The organism is Streptomyces sp. NPDC031274 (assembly GCF_055570235.1).
Window position 1 is genome coordinate 91,573 of record NZ_JBVIHP010000009.1, and the last position, 15,972, is coordinate 107,544.

At 72.2% G+C, this 15,972-nt stretch carries 14 protein-coding genes; 9 read left to right on the plus strand and 5 right to left on the minus strand.

Annotated elements, in window-relative coordinates:
• The first annotated feature begins 223 nt into the window (after nt 1-223).
• From ACZ5CR_RS16635 to ACZ5CR_RS16645, 3 genes are all read left to right on the plus strand, one after another.
• On the plus strand, nt 224-1,843 hold the full coding sequence (locus ACZ5CR_RS16635; RefSeq protein WP_468857943.1) for an ABC-F family ATP-binding cassette domain-containing protein: 1,620 nt from the start codon (nt 224-226) through the stop codon (nt 1,841-1,843).
• A 121-nt stretch (nt 1,844-1,964) separates the two neighbouring features.
• Nucleotides 1,965-2,576, plus strand: coding sequence for a TIGR03086 family metal-binding protein (locus tag ACZ5CR_RS16640; RefSeq protein WP_468857944.1), 612 nt, complete (start codon nt 1,965-1,967; stop codon nt 2,574-2,576).
• Nucleotides 2,577-2,621: 45 nt separating this feature from the next.
• On the plus strand, nt 2,622-3,614 hold the full coding sequence (locus ACZ5CR_RS16645) for an AraC family transcriptional regulator (protein ID WP_468857945.1): 993 nt from the start codon (nt 2,622-2,624) through the stop codon (nt 3,612-3,614).
• A gap of 423 nt (nt 3,615-4,037) precedes the next feature.
• Here the strand turns inward: ACZ5CR_RS16645 and ACZ5CR_RS16650 are convergent, their stop codons facing one another.
• The gene (locus ACZ5CR_RS16650) at nt 4,038-4,409 is read right to left on the minus strand and encodes a CBS domain-containing protein (RefSeq protein ID WP_468857946.1); all 372 of its coding nucleotides are present in this window, start codon (nt 4,407-4,409) and stop codon (nt 4,038-4,040) included.
• A 284-nt stretch (nt 4,410-4,693) separates the two neighbouring features.
• Here ACZ5CR_RS16650 and ACZ5CR_RS16655 point away from each other — a divergent pair, with 284 nt between their 5' ends.
• Nucleotides 4,694-5,491 (plus strand): RNA polymerase sigma factor SigF, encoded by a 798-nt coding sequence (locus ACZ5CR_RS16655; RefSeq protein ID WP_468857948.1) that lies wholly within the window; start codon nt 4,694-4,696, stop codon nt 5,489-5,491.
• On the opposite strand, the gene ACZ5CR_RS16660 is transcribed toward ACZ5CR_RS16655, so the two are convergent.
• Nucleotides 5,488-6,660: a PAS domain-containing protein gene (locus ACZ5CR_RS16660; RefSeq protein ID WP_468857949.1), complete on the minus strand. Its 1,173-nt coding sequence runs from the start codon at nt 6,658-6,660 to the stop codon at nt 5,488-5,490. The two genes, ACZ5CR_RS16655 and ACZ5CR_RS16660, sit on opposite strands and share 4 nt — an antisense overlap.
• Nucleotides 6,661-6,771: 111 nt before the next feature.
• On the opposite strand from ACZ5CR_RS16660, the gene ACZ5CR_RS16665 reads away from it, so the two are divergent.
• The 3 genes from ACZ5CR_RS16665 to ACZ5CR_RS16675 all read left to right on the plus strand — a co-directional run bounded on the left by ACZ5CR_RS16665 (nt 6,772) and on the right by ACZ5CR_RS16675 (nt 10,000).
• Nucleotides 6,772-7,518, plus strand: a complete 747-nt coding sequence (locus ACZ5CR_RS16665) for an ANTAR domain-containing response regulator (RefSeq protein ID WP_468857951.1) — start codon at nt 6,772-6,774, stop codon at nt 7,516-7,518.
• 26 nt (nt 7,519-7,544) lie between these two features.
• Entirely contained in the window at nt 7,545-8,792 is a 1,248-nt protein-coding gene (locus ACZ5CR_RS16670) for an aminotransferase class I/II-fold pyridoxal phosphate-dependent enzyme (protein WP_468857953.1), read from the plus strand.
• 128 nt (nt 8,793-8,920) lie between these two features.
• Nucleotides 8,921-10,000, plus strand: coding sequence for an MBL fold metallo-hydrolase (locus tag ACZ5CR_RS16675; RefSeq protein WP_468858232.1), 1,080 nt, complete (start codon nt 8,921-8,923; stop codon nt 9,998-10,000).
• A gap of 16 nt (nt 10,001-10,016) precedes the next feature.
• Here the strand turns inward: ACZ5CR_RS16675 and ACZ5CR_RS16680 are convergent, their stop codons facing one another.
• Nucleotides 10,017-10,634: a DedA family protein gene (locus ACZ5CR_RS16680; RefSeq protein WP_468857955.1), complete on the minus strand. Its 618-nt coding sequence runs from the start codon at nt 10,632-10,634 to the stop codon at nt 10,017-10,019.
• Nucleotides 10,631-11,419 (minus strand): MBL fold metallo-hydrolase, encoded by a 789-nt coding sequence (locus ACZ5CR_RS16685; protein WP_468857956.1) that lies wholly within the window; start codon nt 11,417-11,419, stop codon nt 10,631-10,633. The genes ACZ5CR_RS16680 and ACZ5CR_RS16685 overlap by 4 nt, the downstream gene beginning before the upstream one ends.
• A 117-nt stretch (nt 11,420-11,536) precedes the next feature.
• On the opposite strand from ACZ5CR_RS16685, the gene ACZ5CR_RS16690 reads away from it, so the two are divergent.
• Both ACZ5CR_RS16690 and ACZ5CR_RS16695 read left to right on the plus strand, forming a co-directional pair.
• Nucleotides 11,537-11,941 carry a hypothetical protein gene (locus ACZ5CR_RS16690; RefSeq protein WP_468858233.1) on the plus strand — a complete coding sequence of 135 codons (405 nt, stop codon included), beginning with the start codon at nt 11,537-11,539 and terminating at the stop codon, nt 11,939-11,941.
• 78 nt (nt 11,942-12,019) lie between these two features.
• Nucleotides 12,020-14,131 (plus strand): phage holin family protein, encoded by a 2,112-nt coding sequence (locus ACZ5CR_RS16695; protein WP_468857957.1) that lies wholly within the window; start codon nt 12,020-12,022, stop codon nt 14,129-14,131.
• Between the two features lie 95 nt (nt 14,132-14,226).
• On the opposite strand, the gene ACZ5CR_RS16700 is transcribed toward ACZ5CR_RS16695, so the two are convergent.
• Entirely contained in the window at nt 14,227-15,855 is a 1,629-nt protein-coding gene (locus ACZ5CR_RS16700; protein ID WP_468857959.1) for a DUF6345 domain-containing protein, read from the minus strand.
• Nucleotides 15,856-15,972: the final 117 nt, after the last annotated feature.

Genomic DNA, 15,972 nt, shown 5'->3' on the forward strand with positions numbered 1-15,972 from the left:
GCCGCTCGCTGCGGTGGATCGAACGGTACGCCGCCATGTCGAATAATGAGACCCGCGTATCACTATGTGGTCAACGGTGATGGCAACGACCCCCAGCCACCGGTCGGCGGCCACCGGTCGGCGTCGAAAACCGACCCTGAATCGTGGGCTGGGAGAGGAGGCCCGGGACGGGGGAGATGAAACGCATTTGCAGCAACGCGCACCCCCCACAGACAATCTCCGCATGGGACATCTGGAAGCCGCGCACATCGAGTACTACCTGCCGGACGGCCGAGCCCTGCTCGGTGATGTCTCCTTCCGTGTCGGCGAGGGTTCGATCGTCGCCCTCGTCGGGGCGAACGGCGCGGGCAAGACCACCCTGCTCCGTCTCATCTCGGGCGAGATCCAGCCGCACGGCGGCTCCGTCACCGTCAGCGGCGGCCTCGGCGTCATGCCGCAGTTCGTGGGCTCCGTACGCGACGAGACGACCGTGCGCGACCTGCTCGTCTCCGTGTCGAACCCCCGCATCCGCGAGACCGCGAAGGCCATGGACGTCGCCGAACACCTGATCATGACCGTCGACGACGAGGCCGCCCAGCTCCAGTACGCCCAGGCGCTCTCCGACTGGGCCGAGGCACATGGCTACGAGGCCGAGACGCTCTGGGACATGTGCACCACCGCCGCGCTCGGCATCCCGTACGACAAGGCGCAGTTCCGCGAGGTGCGCACCCTCTCCGGCGGTGAGCAGAAGCGCCTGGTGCTCGAAGCCCTGCTGCGCGGCGGCGACGAGGTGCTGCTCCTTGACGAGCCGGACAACTACCTCGACGTACCCGGAAAGCGCTGGCTCGAAGAGCGCCTCGGCGAGACGCGCAAGACCGTCCTCTTCGTGTCGCACGACCGCGAGCTCCTCTCCCGCGCCGCCGAGAAGATCGTCAGCGTCGAGCCGGGGCCCGCGGGCGCCGACGCCTGGGTGCACGGCGGCGGCTTCTCCACGTTCCACGAGGCGCGGAAGGAACGGTTCGCGCGCTTCGAGGAGCTGCGCAGGCGCTGGGACGAGAAGCACGCCCAGCTGAAGAAGCTCGTGCTCAGCCTGCGGCAGGCCGCCTCGATCAGCCATGAGCTCGCCTCGCGGTACGCCGCCGCGCAGACCCGCCTCCGTAAGTTCGAGGAGGCGGGACCGCCGCCCGAGCCGCCGCGCGAGCAGGACATCACCATGCGGCTGCACGGCGGGCGCACCGGCATCCGGGCCATCACCTGCAAGGGCCTTGAGCTGACCGGTCTCATGAAGCCCTTCGACCTGGAGGTCTTCTACGGCGAGCGCGTCGCCGTCCTCGGCTCGAACGGCTCCGGCAAGTCGCACTTCCTGCGCCTCCTCGCCGGCGGCGACGTCTCGCACACCGGCGACTGGAAGCTCGGCGCGCGCGTGGTGGCAGGACACTTCGCGCAGACCCACGCCCACCCGGAGCTCTTCGGCCGCACGCTCCTGGACATCCTGTGGCGCGAGCACGCCCAGGCCAAGGGGCCCGCCATGTCACGCCTTCGCCGGTACGAGCTCACCGGCCAGGCCGAGCAGCGCTTCGAGCGGCTCTCGGGCGGCCAGCAGGCGCGCTTCCAGATCCTGCTCCTGGAGCTGGAGGGCTCCACCGCCCTGCTGCTCGACGAGCCCACCGACAACCTCGACCTGGAGTCGGCCGAGGCGCTCCAGGAAGGTCTTGAGGCGTACGAGGGGACCGTGCTCGCCGTGACGCACGACCGCTGGTTCGCCCGCTCCTTCGACCGCTACCTCGTCTTCGGCAGCGACGGTCTCGTACGCGAGACGCAGGAGCCGGTGTGGGACGAGCGGCGGGTGGAGCGCAAGCGGTGACGTCTTCCGGCTTCCGGCAGAATCGCGGGCGATAGCGGCTCTGTCGGCTTCTGCCGCCTTCCGTCTTCCGGAAGAACCACAACCGGTAGCGCCTCCCGGCTCCAGGAGGACAATGGTGGGTATGGCAGACACGACTGGTACAGCGGGCCCGTCCGACCCGGCGGGCCACCCGCTCCTCGCCCGACACTCGGCCGCCATCGAACTGTTCACCGACCGCGTGCACGCGGTCGGGGCCGACCAGTGGGACGCGTCGACACCGTGCACCGACTGGTCCGTGCACGACCTCGTCAACCACCTCACCACCGAGCAGCTCTGGGTGCCCTCGCTCGTCCGCGACGGCGCCACCATGGAATCCGTCGGCGACGCCTTCGACGGCGACATGCTCGGCCCCGACCCGGTCGCCTCCTGGGACACGGCGGCCGCCGCGGCGGGCGAGGCGTTCCGTGAGCCGGGTGCCATCGACCGCACGGTCCACCTCTCCTTCGGTGACAGCGCAGCGGAGTTCTACCTCGGGCAGATGATCACTGACCTCGTCGTGCATGCCTGGGACCTGTCCCGGGCGATCGGCGCGGACGAGAAGCTTCCGGATGATCTCGTCACCTTCTCCCTGCGGGAAACCAAGCCGTACGCTGCGGACTTGGCGAAGAGCGGGGTCTTCGCCCCGGCCGTGGAGCCACCTCAGGGCGCCGACGCGCAGACGGAGCTCCTGAACCTGCTGGGGCGCCAGGTGTAGCCACGGGGGAGAGCGATGGAGGTCGGGGGAGCGAGTGAGTCACGCGTGAGCGACGAGGCATGGGAAACGTCCTTCAGAAGCGCGGACGTGGGCGAGGCACGGAAGATGATCGGTGCCGCGTTCTACAACAACTTCATGGATGTCATCGACCGGCCGCGCGACTTCCGGGCCGAGTTCGACATCGGGCAGCTCGGCGCGCTCACCGTCGGCGAGCTGAGCTGCGGCGCCGATGTGCGGATGCGGCTCGGCGAACTGGGCGCCTACCACGTGAACATCCTGCTCGGCGGGCAGATGAGCTTCCGGCAGGGCGGCGGCGCGTGCATGGTCGCGACGGCGGAACGGGCCGGGGTGTTCCAGCCCGTCGGAGACACGGTGGTGGAGCGGTGGTCCGGCGACTGCCGGATCCTCGCGGTGAAGATGGACCGCGAGACGCTCGACCAGCGCCTGGAACGGCTCATCGGGCGGCCCGTCCGCGCCCCGCTGACGCTCGCCCCCGAACTCGACACCACCCGAGGCCCGGGCCGCGGGTGGGCCCGGCTCGTCACGGCGGTCTTCGAGGAGCTGCGCGAGGAGCCCGACGCTTCGCAGGCCAAGGCATCGCTCTATACGTCGCCGCTGGTCGCAGCCCCCCTCCAGGAGGCGATCCTGAACGGGCTGCTGCTCGCCGTCGAGCACCCCTTCCGTGACGAACTCACCGCTCCGGCAAGGAAGCTGCGCCCGGCGCCGGTGAAGCGCGCGATGGACGCCGTCGAGGAGCGGCCCGAGCATCCGTTCACGCCTGCCGGGCTCGCAGCCGAGGCGCGGGTCGGGGTGCGCTGGCTCCAGGAGGCGTTCCGCCGCTACGTGGGCATGTCGCCGATGGCGTACGTACGGGACGTACGGCTGACCCGCGTGCGTGACGAACTGCGGGCGGCGGAGCCCGGCACGCTCAGCGTGAGCGAGGTGGCACACCGGTGGGGCTTCAGTCATCTGGGGAGATTCGCCGAGCAGTACCACGCCCGGTTCGGGGAGCTGCCGTCCCAGACGCTGCGGAGCTGATCGGCCGCAACCGAACTGCTGCGGAGCTGAACGGCCGCGACTGAACCGCGGTGGAGGTGAACCGTGCGCTATGCGGACACTGGCCGCGCTCAGCGGATCGTCGCTGTGGCGTAACTGACTTATCGTTTCACCTGTCACCGGCTGGGCCGGTCGCTGCCCACGGGGCCTCAACCCGCCCCAGGGGCACGGCCGTGACGGACCACCGGAGATGTTCCGGCCCGGCCTCAGGCCGGGCCGGGCCCCGAAGCGGGTCCGGTCGCTCCCCTCGCACAATCCGTGCAACCGGACCCGCTCCCTCGGCCGGGCCGGGACCCCGCCCGGCCGAGGGCCGGGTCAGCGGACTGAACTGGAGTGCGAACAGCTGTGGAGGCCGCACCCCGGCTCAGGCCGACGGCGCAGAGCTCGGAGATCAGAACTCAGAACTCAGGCCGACGCGGCGAGATCCCCGAGCGTCACCATCCCCACCGGCTGTCCGTTCTCGACGACCGGCAGCCTGCGCACGGCGTATTCGAGCATCAGACTGACGGCCGACGCCACGGCGTCATCCGGAGCGACCATCACCGGGTTCGGGGTACAGACGGCCTGCGCGCTGACGGTGAGGGGATCGGCGCCGTCGGCCACGGCGCGCAGCGTGATGTCCCGGTCGGTGAGCACACCGACCACCCGGCCCGCCGTGGCCACCAGGACATGGCCGGTGTCCTGCGCGCGCATCAGCTGAGCCGCTTCGACCAGCGAGGCGTCGGGGCCTACCGCCACGACGCCCGGTGTCATGACGTCCCTTACGACTGCAGCCATGATGGGGCCTTTCCCTGCGGGGGTGACTGGTCCCGCCGCAGTACCCGTGTGAGACCGGTCCATGCGGGTTCGCAGGGAGGGAAGTGAGGAGACCGGCACAGGGTCCGGTCGCGGCCCGTGTTTGTCCCCGGGGCCTCGGGGCAGGCGAAGTGGACAGTGCTTCGGAACGGAGGCACGTCCGTGGGTGCGGCTCGAGCACGCCCCGGGTGTGCCCCGTCGCGATCTCGCGCGCATCCCACGGTGACTCTTCAACCCAAGGCACCCACAGGGAGTTGCGACGCATCATGCGATCCGAAGCGCGACAGACGAAGCGACGTCCGCACGACGACGCCCCCGACACCGCAGCCGCCTTCCGCAGGCTCACCGAGATGCCGCACGGTCCCGAACGCGACGCGCTGCGCCAGGAGTTGGTCAAGGCCTGGCTGCCGATGGCCGAGCGGCTCGCGGGCCGGTTCCGCAACCGCGGTGAAGCGCTCGACGACCTGCGTCAGGTCGCGGCCCTCGGCCTGGTCAAGGCCGTCGACCGGTACGACCCCGAGCGCGGCAGCGCCTTCGAGAGCTACGCCGTGCCGACCGTCACCGGCGAGATCAAGCGGCACTTCCGCGATCACATGTGGAGCCTCCATGTGCCGCGCCGTGTACAGGACTTGCGCAACCGGGTCCGGTTCGCCCGCCAGGAGCTGACGCAGACCGTCCCAGGGCGTGCGCCGACCCTCGCCGAGATCGCCGAGAAGGCACAGCTGTCCCAGGAGGACGCGGCCGCCGGTCTTGAGGCGCTCGAAAGCTTCACCGCGCTATCCCTGGACGCCGAACTCCCGGGCAGCGAGGACGGATACGCGCTGCGGGACGCACTCGGCGCGCCCGACCCCGCGCTCGACGTCGTCATCGACCGCGAGGCCGTCAAGCCGCGCATCGCCGCACTGCCCGAGCGGGAACGCGACATCCTCTACATGCGGTTCTTCGGCGGCATGACACAGAGCCGCATCGCCGAGCAGCTCGGCATCTCCCAGATGCACGTCTCCCGCCTGATCAGCCGCTGCTGCGACCGGCTGCGCGACCAGGTCATGCAGGACGCGGCCTAGTTGCTGCCCGGGACCTGGGGGTGGGGGCTCGTCCGACGGGCCATGGCCAGCGCGATGTGCCGTGACATCACGTCGACCGTCTGCGCCTCGGCCATCGAGAAGGCGAGCCGCGCCCCACTCCTGAACAGCGTGAGGACACCCTCCACCGGACCGTCCGAGCGCCCTCTCAGCGGCACGCAGAGCAGGGACGTCACCTGCGCGCGTACGAGGACGGGGGCGCCGGACGAGTCGAGGCCGAAGGCCTCCGGGTCCTCCGGACGGACCTGGAGCACAGGGGCCCCGCCGCGTGCCGCCTCGGCGACGAGGGGGCACGCGGCGGGTGCCTGCGCGAGGACCTCGTCGACCGGGGCGTCCGCAGGTCCAAGGACGGTCGTACGCCGCTGTCGCGCGGCACCCTCGTCGGCTATCACCCAGTCCGCGAACCGCGGGTGCAGGACACCGGCCGCCCGTTCGAGGACGGCCGCGCGGTCCCCGGCGGGAGCGGTGAGCAGGGCGGTGGTCATGGCGTCCGCCAGGTCGAGGCGGGCCGCGTGCCGGGTCGTCTCGACGAGGTCGGGGGCGGGAGCCGGGGCCTCGTGCGGCGCTGTCCGGGAGCCTGTGGGCTTCGCGTCGGGCCGCGCGCCGGGCTGCAGCACCACCAGGACCGCCGTGCGCGGCTCCGTCCCGGGCCGCAGCGCGGTGAGCGTCGCGCGGACCGGGAGGCGCGGATCGCGCTGGAGGTGGACGGTGAGGCTGCGGTCGCCGTCGCCGCGGGCGACCGCAGCGGTCTGCGAGCGGAACGCGACCCGGTCCGCGTGCAGCAGGAATCCGGTCAGGGGCTTGCCGGTCGCGTATCCGGCGCGTACGCCCGTGAAGCCGGTCGCCGCGAAGTTCATCCGCCGGACCACCGATTCCCGGTCGATCAGGGCGACGGGCAGGGGGAGGCGCTGGAAAAGGGCCCGCAGCAGCCGCTCCTCGTCCCGGTCGGGCACGCCGCCGCCAAGACGACCGTCCGAGGCGAGCTGTTCGTAGAGTGGCATCAACTGGTCCGCGACATGGTCGAGTTCGAAAATCGCCGCGTCAAGGACCGTGCCGAGATCGTCCGTCGGTACGGAGCGGGCTGACTTCAACTCGGTGACACGGCGCATGAAATCCGCGATGTCTTCACCGAACTCCTCCGTTTTGGCCATGTGTCGAACGTATCTGCAACGGCCGTTTTCCGGGTGGCCTCACGGGAAGGCGCAGGGAAGACTCGCGGCGAAGAAGAGGGAAGAAGAGGAAAGAAGGAGGAGGAAACCACCATGCCCCTCTTACCGGAACCGAATCTGGCAGGGCCGGAGTCGGCGATGCCGGGACGCAGGCTCTCGGAACTGGCCGAACAGGCCGTGCGCTGCACCACCGCGTGCTGCGGCGCGGGCACGACCGTGTCGGAGGGCGGCAGCGAGCACCCCGCGTCGGTGACCCACCCGGACCTGGCCGGTCTCGTCGCCGTCCAGTTGAGTTCGGGTGACGGACCCATACCGGCCGCGCACGAGCGGGGCGGGCCGGTGGAGACCGGTGACCTGCTGCGGGACGAACGGTGGCCCGAGTACCGCGCCATGGCGCTCGACTCCGGCGTACGCTCCAGCGTCACGCTCCCCTTCCAGTGCGCGGGGCTCACGGTGACCCTGACCCTGTTCAGCTTCCGCCCCGACACCCTGGACGACGTCCGGCACGGCCCCGCCCAGGCGCTCGGCGACCTCGCCACGACCGGCCTGGTCCGTGACCGCCGCTACCACGCGGCCCTCACCGAACTGGACCACCTCGGCACGGCCCTGCGCACCCGCCCCGTGGTCGACCAGGCCTGCGGCATCATCATGCACGTCCTGACCTGCGATGCGGACAAGGCCTTCACGATGCTGCGCCGCATCTCCCAGACCACGAACCGCAAGCTGGCCGATGTCGCGGCGGCGGTGGTGGAGAAGCGGGGCAAGGGCCTCGAGCGCGAGCTTGCGGGGCTCGCCGCCGAGGAGGGAAACCACTCGGCCGGAGGCTCCCGCGCGCGCTGAGCGGCCCGTCGCGTTTCGATGGGTTCATGCGGACGGAATCCGAAGGCCGTGGCCCTGTCCGGTACGGGCCTCCTCTGCCGGAGCCGGGCCTGCCTGTGCTGCCCGAGCTGTCCGCCGTGCTCGCCGGTGCCGCGGGCCGTGCCCATGCCGAACCGCCTGGCGCCGGCCCCGCCCTCCTGGACGCCGCGAGCGGCTACTGGGCCCGGCGCGGCCTCCCGGTGGAGCGCGGCCAGGTCGTCGCCGCGCCCGGAGCCGCACCCCTGCTCCTCGCGCTGACCGCCGCGCTCGGCGGCGGCGACGTCCTGCTCCCGCGCCCCTGCCCGGCCTGGTGGGCGCCGCAGGTACGACTGCTCGGCCGGTCGGTGTACCACGTTCCTACGCCCGCCGAATGCGGCGGCGTCCCCGATCCGTACGCCCTCCTGGAGACCGTCCGCCGCATCCGCGCCGAAGGAGGCACCCCGCGCCTGCTCGTGCTCTCCGTCGCCGACGACCCGACGGCCACCGTGCCGCCGCCGGACGTGCTGCACGAAGCCGTGGAGGCGGCGGCGGACGAGGGGCTGCACATCGTCAGCGACGAGACCTGGCGCGACACCCTGCACCGGCCGCACGACACCTTGCTCATCGGCCCCGCCGAGATGGCCCCCGAACGGGTGACGGTGCTGACCGACCTCTCCGGAGCGTTCCTGCCGCCGGGCTGGCCCGTCGCGGTCGCCCGGTTCCCTTCCGACGCCCGGGGCGCCGCGCTGCGGGCCCGCACCCTGGACGTCCTCACCGCGCTCGGCGCCTGCGTGGCGGCGCCGGTCGGGGCGGTGGCGTCGTACGCCCTGGGCGAGCCGGACGAGGTGACCGGCCGCCTCGCCCGTGCGACCGCCCTGCACGCACGCGTGGCCGCCGCCGCGCACCGGGCGGTTCTCGCCGCGGGCGCGCTGGCCCGGCCCCCACGGGCGGGCCGCCACTTCTACGTGGACCTCGGCCCGCTCCGCCCGGCCCTCGCCGCGCGCGGCGTCGGCGACTCGCAGGACCTGGAGGACTTCCTCGGTGAGCGCCTCGCCATGCCCGCACCAGGCGGCCACCGTTTCGGCGACGAACTGGGGGCGCTGCGCGTACGCCTGTCCACCGGACCCCTCCTCGGCTCAACCCGCGAGGAGCGCCTGACGTCCCTCACCGCACCGGACGCGCTTGAACTGCCGCACGTGGAAAGGGCGTTGAGCATGCTTGGAGCGGCCTTCGGCGATCTCCGCACAGCGGCACAGCGAATGGAGCCTCCTCGGTGACGCAGCAGACGCAGACGCAGCAGACGCAGCGGGACACCGCGCCCGCGGAGGCGAGAGCTACGGACGCCGGGTCCACGGGCGCCGGATCCGCGGCCGTCAGGTCCACGGACGCCAGATCCACGCACGCCGTGCCCAGCCTGCCGACCCCCGACGCCCCTGCCCCGCTCGACCGGGACCGGGATCGGGGCCGACCGACCTCAAGCCCCCTCGCCCCGACCTCCCTCGCCCCACCCCGCACCCCCGGCATCCCCCGACTCTGGCCGAAGTCGTTCGCCGATCGGCTCACCGCGCCGTTGCCCGGGCTGCGTGCCTTCGCGCGGTTCGCGCGCGAGGGGGCCCTGCGGCCCACTCCCGAGGGCCTCGCCGACATCCAGCGGCTGCCATTCGAGCCGGGGCCGCTGCCACGCGTGGACTCCCGCACCGTGGCCGTCACCTGGGTCGGGCACGCGAGCTGGGTCGTACGGATCGGTGGGCTCACCGTTCTCACCGATCCCGTCTGGTCCCGCAAGATCCTCGGCACCCCGGCCCGCGTCACGCCCCCCGGCGTGGCCTGGAGCGCGCTGCCGCGCGTCGACGCCGTCGTCATCAGCCACAACCACTACGACCACCTGGACGCCCCGACCCTCGCCCGCCTCCCCAGGAACACCCCCGTGTTCGTCCCCGCGGGGCTCGGCCGGTGGTTCGCGCGCCGCCGGTTCAGCCGCGTCACCGAGCTCGACTGGTGGGAGGCCGCCGAACTCGCGGGCGTGCGCTTCGACTTCGTGCCCGCTCATCACTGGTCCAAGCGGAGTCTCGTCGACACCTGCCGGACGCTGTGGGGCGGGTGGGTCATCACCGACGGCGAGGGGCGGCGCGTCTATTTCGCGGGCGACACCGGTTACGGCCACTGGTTCGAGCGCATCGGCGCCCGCTACCCCGGCATCGACCTCGCGCTCCTGCCGATCGGCGCCTACCACCCGAGGTGGTGGCTCAGCGACGTCCACTGCGACCCGGAGGAGGCGGTGCGGGCGGCGGCCGACGTCGGGGCGCGCCGCCTCGCCCCGATGCACTGGGGGACGTTCCTGCTGTCGGGCGAGCCGGTCCTTGAACCGCTGACCCGGGTGCGCGGGGCATGGGAGCAGGCGGGACTGCCCCGCGAGGACCTCTGGGACCTGCCGGTCGGCGCGTCCCGGGTGCTCGGCGAGGGGCCCCAGCCCCTCTGCCCCTAGAGCCCTTCTGATGGCCCTAGGGCGCGACCCGCCGCACCTTGCGCCACACCGTCGGCGCCGTGCTGATCAGCACCGTCAGACCGACCGCCACCACCACGCCCTCCCACGGCTCGTCGAAGAGCGAGCCGCCGAGAATGCCGATCAGCTGGTACGTCAGGGCCCAGGCCAGGCACGCGGGCACGTCCCCGCGGGCGAACTCGCGCAGCGGCATCTTCGCCATCAGGCAGGCCAGCATCACCGGAATGCGCCCGGCGGGGACGAGCCGGGAGAGGACGAGGACCAGGACACCGTGTTCCGCGAGCTTCTTCTGCGCCTGCGCGAGACGCTCCTCGGGCGCGCGGTCACGGATCGCCGCGAGCCAGCGCGAGCCGTTCTTCGAGTGCATGCCGCGCCGGCCGAGCCAGTAGAGCGCGATGTCCCCGAGGAACGCGGCGAGCGAGGACACCCCGAACACCACGAGCAGCGTGAGGGGCGCCGTCTGGTGCAGGGCCACCACCGCGGCCGAGCTGACCAGCGCACCCGTGGGCACCACGGGTACCAGCGCGCCCACCAGGATGAGCAGGAACAACGACGGATAGCCGACCGCCTGCTGCGTCGACTCCGGCGTCACCTGCGCCGTCAGGGAGAGGATCACTGAGGCCCACCTCTGGTGATCTCGGGCCGCACGCTCTCGCCGTGCCCCAGGCGGTGCACCGCCACCTCGGGCGCGAGCCGCGCCGCCTGGCGCACGAACTCATCGCCAGGAGCGTGGAATTCATGCGGCCGTACGGCGTCCATGCCGATCGGCCAGTACGTCCCGTAGTGCACCGGCACCGCGCTGCGCGGCGCGATCCTCGCCAGGGCGAGCGCCGCGCGCCCCGCGTCGAGATGACCATGGCCGAGATACGGCCCCCAGCCGCCGACCGGAAGGAGCGCCACGTCGACGTCCCCGACCTCCTCGGCCATCGAGTCGAAGAGCCCGGTGTCCCCGGCGAAGTACGTCCGCGCCTCACCCCGCACCACGAAGCCGAGCGCGGGCGCGCCGTGCGGTCCGACGGGCAGCCGCCGCCCGTCGTGCCGCGCCGTCACCACGCGTACGACGAGGTCGCCCACCCGCACCTCGTCCCCCGGCACGACTTCGACGAGGTGCAGATGGGAGAGCCTGCGCGCGAGCCCGGGCACATGCCGACGCGAGCCGCGCGGGAGCAGCACCCGGGTACCGGGGGCGATCAGCGCCAGGGAGGGCAGATGCAGATGATCGGCGTGCAGATGGGAGAGGAGCACGGCGTCGGCCACGGCGGCCTCGGGAGGGGGGAGCGCGCCTCTGCGCCGGCGCAGATGGGCGAGGCGGGGGGCGAAAAGCGGGTCCGTGAGCACCCTCAGCCCCGAATCCTCGACCGTGCAGGTGGCATGACCCCACCAGGTGATCTCCACCGGCACTCCGGTTCCTCCTTCGCGCGACTGTTTACGAGCCTACGGCCAGGAGTAGGGTCTTCGGCTGACGCCAGTGGTGAGGACGCCAGAGGTGAGGGGGACGCGATGGGAGATGCCACGAGCGTGAGAGTCGTGCGGGTCGCGGCGATCGCCAGCCTGACGCCCCTTGAGGAGCTGGAAGCCGACCCCTTCCTGGTGGACTCCCGCAGCCAGCACGCGATGTGCTCGCGCTGGGCCGCCGCCCGGGGGTACGTCGTCGTCCGTGAGCTCGTCGTCCGCGGCCTTCCCGCCGACCACGCCGTGCTCTGGGCCGACGTGGACGAGGGGCTCGTGGACCTCTTCGTCGTACCGAGCCGCCGGGTCCTGGACCGCGCGCTGCGCTCGCCGGACGAGTTCACCGCGGAGTGCGGGCGGCGTGGCGTGCGGATCGAGACGGCGGGCCTCGCGGAGCCGTCGTACGACGCGGTGATGAAGGCCCATGTCCACCGGCGGCTCTCCATGCCGACAGCCGGGTACGACGGCCGCTGACCCGGCCCCGCCCACCGGCCCCTTCCCCCTGTGACAGGCTGGTGTCCGGATCTGTCATGAAACGTGAGGAGGCGCGGCGTGGGGCGAGGGCGATGGCGTGCGGTCGGCAGTGCTCTGTGGCGCTCCGTCGCCGTGTGGTTGGTCAGTACGCTCACCATGCTCGCGCTGGCCGGGATCCTGCCCGACTTCAAGCTCCAGTCCGACGACGGTGACAGCGCCACCCGCATCGCCATCACGGCCGCCCTGGGCGCCGGCGCCTTCGGGCTGCTCTCCTCGCTGGTCTGGCCCCTGCTCGTCCGGGCCCTGCTGCTCGTGCCCGCGCTCGTCCTCGGTCTTCTGGCCTTCTTCCTCAACGGCTCGCTGCTGCTGCTCGCCCTGAGACTCATCCCTGATGGCCGCGGTGACGCCAACCCCGAGACCGCCGTCGTCGTGGCCGCCGTCATGTCCGCCGTGGCCTCCGCCACCGGCGGTGCCCTCGCCGTCCGCGACGACGACGCCTACCGCCGCCGCCTCTACCGCCTCGCCGACCGGCGCCGACGCCGCCGCCGTGCCGAAGGGCAGACCGGTCCCGTCCCGCCCGGCACGGTCTTCATCCAGCTCGACGGCGTGGGCCACGACGTCCTGCGCGCCGCGGCGGAGAGGGGCCTGATGCCGACCGTCGCGGGCTGGCTCGGCCAGGAGGGCGAGCCGAGCCACCGCCTCACCCCCTGGCGCACCGACTGGTCGAGCCAGACCGGGGCGAGCCAGCTCGGCATCCTGCACGGCTCCAACCACGACGTCCCCGCCTTCCGCTGGTACGAGAAGGACACCGGGGAGGTCATGGTCTCCAACCGGCCCGCCTCCGCCGCCGAACTCCAGCGCCGCGCCATCGAGCGCACCGGCGACAGCGGCCTCCTCACCCTCGACGGCGCGAGCCGCGGCAACCTCTTCAGCGGCGGTGCCGGGCAGATCGCCCTCGTGCTCTCCCTGGCCGCACGGCGCGGCAAGGAGAACCGCTCGCGCGCCGGGTACTTCGCCTACTTCTCCGATCCCGCCAACGCCGTCCGCACCGCCCTGTCCTTCGTCGCCGAGGTCGGCCGCGAGATCGGTGAGTCGACCCGCGCCCGGATCAGGAAGCAGCGTCCGCGCATCGGCCGCGGCGGGCTCTACCCCTTCATCCGCGCCTTCGCGACCGTCGTCGAGCGCGATGTCGTCGTCACCGCGGTTATCGGGGACATGCTCGCCGGGCGCAGCGCGGTCTACGCCGACCTCGTCGCGTACGACGAGGTGGCCCACCACTCGGGGCCGAGCGGCAGCGACGTCGACAAGGTGCTCCAGCGCCTCGACCGGTCCCTGGCCCTGATCGCGAAGGTCGCCGAACACGCCCCTCGCGCCTACCGCATCGTGGTCCTCTCCGACCACGGCCAGAGCCCGGGCGAGACCTTCCGCGCCCGCTACGGCCTCACCCTGGGCGACCTCGTCAAGGCGGGCTGCGGCCTGCCCGTGCCGCGCAAGGCGCGGCGCACGCACAGCGGCGCGGAGGCCCGCTCCGCGGTGCGCGCCGCGCTGCGCCGCCCCGTCGAGGAGGGTGCGGGCCAGCACCGCCCGGCCCGCGAGGCGGAGCCCATCGTGCTCGCCTCCGGCAACCTCGGCCTCGTCTCCTTCCCCGACGTCCGTCGCCGCATGACCCGCGAGGAGATCGACCTGCGCCACCCGGCGCTCCTGCCCACCCTCGCCAACCACCCGGGCATCGGCTTCCTCCTCGTACGCAGTCAGGAGCGCGGCCCGGTCGTCCTCGGCGCACGCGGCAGCGAGGTGTACCTCGACGAGGAACCCGGCGATCCGGGGCCGCTCGCGGACTTCGGGCCCGGCGCCGCCGACGCCGTGCGCCGCACCGACGGCTTCCCGCACGTCGCCGACATCATGGTCAACTCCTGGTACGACCCCGAGTACGGCGAAGTCCTCGCCTTCGAGGAGCAGATCGGCTCGCACGGCGGACTCGGCGGAGCCCAGGGCCACCCGTTCCTCCTCTCGCCCCTCGTGCTCTCGGCGCCGATCGGCGAGGGGCACGAACTGGTCGGCGCCGAGCGCGTCCACGGAGTGCTCCGGCGCTGGCTCGGCGAGTATCGGGGCCCCGAGGTTCCGGTGGCGGGAGGGGGCGCCCCGGCTCTCGCGGCCACCGAACCCGCCATAGAGGACAAGACACACTGAACGCGCGGATGGCGGCCCGCAACAAGCGGACCGCCACCCACTGATTCCCCGACCCCCGCCGGTCCGGGAACTCCCCCCTCGGACCCGACTGCCCGCTACCTGGCGAGCGGTGCGACCACCCAGCGGCGCGTGGTGAACATGCCGTCGGGTGGGCCGATCTCGATCAGCTTGCGGGCGGCCGGGTAGGCCTCGTTGCCCTCGATCTCATAGCCGACGTCGAACGTGCCGGGCACGTCCCTGACCTGCGGCTCCTGCTGTGCCTTCGCGCTCTTGCCACCCGACTCGCCCGCTGTGACGGCGGCGAGCTCGGCGAGCAGCCTCTGCTGTGCCGCGGCGAGGGCCTGGCGCGGGTCGCGTGCCCGCGGCGCCGTCGCCTTGCCGCCCTGGGGAGGCGGCGAGATGTCGGTGCTCGGCTCGCGCGTCGTGCCGGTGGCCTCGCGCGTGGAGATCTGCGCCTGTACGACGGTCGCGTCGTTGTCCAGGACCACGCGGACGATGCCGCGGTCGGGCGTGATGACCGGTACGCCGTCGAAGACCTGCCGGAACGTCACATGCGTTTCGAGTGACACCGGCTTGCCGAGCTCCGAGCCGTCCTTCGCCCCGGAGTTCTGCATCAGGTCGTGCACGCTGTCCACGACGAGCTCGGCGCCGTCGGCGTGCTGCTCCGCGAACGCGCGTGCCGCCTCGACCGCCCGCTCCGTGGGCAGCTGGCGCAGGTTGCGGTGGTTGGCCTCGGCGAGCTTGACCCACCGGACGGCGTGCGGCGCCGTGGAGATGACCCGGTCACCGGAGGTCGCGTTCAGCACGCCCTGCCGCTCGACCTGCACCTCTTGCAGCGCCGCCGACGGGAAGTCGGCGATGCGGCCGAGCTTGGTCAGCTCCTCGCCCGGGTCGCGCGGCGCGAGCTGGACGATCTGCGGGCTGCTCGGCGCCAGGGTCAGCGGCTCCCTGAGGCTGTCGCGGGCGTAGTACCAGCGCCACGCGTACCAGTTGTCCGGCACGTGGTCGCGGTAGAGGGTGCGCTCGCCGTTGAGCCGGGCGGTGGCCTCGGCCTGGGTGGAGCCGACCGCGGCGACCGAGGGCGCCTGGCCCTTGTAGATGTCCCAGCTCGCGTTCAGCCACGCGTCGGTGAACGTCTGCCCGGCCCGCCACTTCTCCCAGAACTTCTTGCCGTAGTCCGGGCTGTCGATGCTGACGCTCTCGAACCCGAAGATCATGCGGAAGCCGATGTTGGGCCCCGCCCACGTGCGGATCGGGGAGTGCCCGCCGAGCACCCTGAGCGAGTTGCACGTGGACCAGAAGACGTAGTTCGCCTTCTCGTTGCCCAGCGCCATCCGGTTGGACACCGCGTCACTGCGGCCGTCCCAGACCGCACCCAGTGGCGCGAAGAAGACGCCGTTGCCGTCCATGCCGCCGTGACCCGAGTGGTACACGGCGACCACCGCGTCCATCCCGTAGCGGTCCTGCCAGTTGTCGTACGTCTCCTCGTACGCCCAGACCTGCGCCCCGGCGTCCGCGAACCAGAAGTTGCGGTCGTAGAACTGCTGGAGGTACGCAAGCCAGCCGCTGGCGTCGGCGTGCGTGTGGAAGAGAGTGTTCTGGTTGACGAACTTCTGGATGCTGAAGGCTCCCCACCAGCCGAAAGTCGAGTCGCGTGGAGTGGCGGCCCCCGGCTTCGCCCCTTCCAGCGGAGACGGACCGCGGTCCGAGTAGTTCATGCGCATGGCCAAACCCCCTGAGTGATCTCCTCGTCGGTGCGAGGGGGCCTCAAAGTGTCACCGCCCGACTGCCTTGCCCAGTTGCCATTCAGGCCATAGCTACTGCGCACCGGGGCTCTCGTC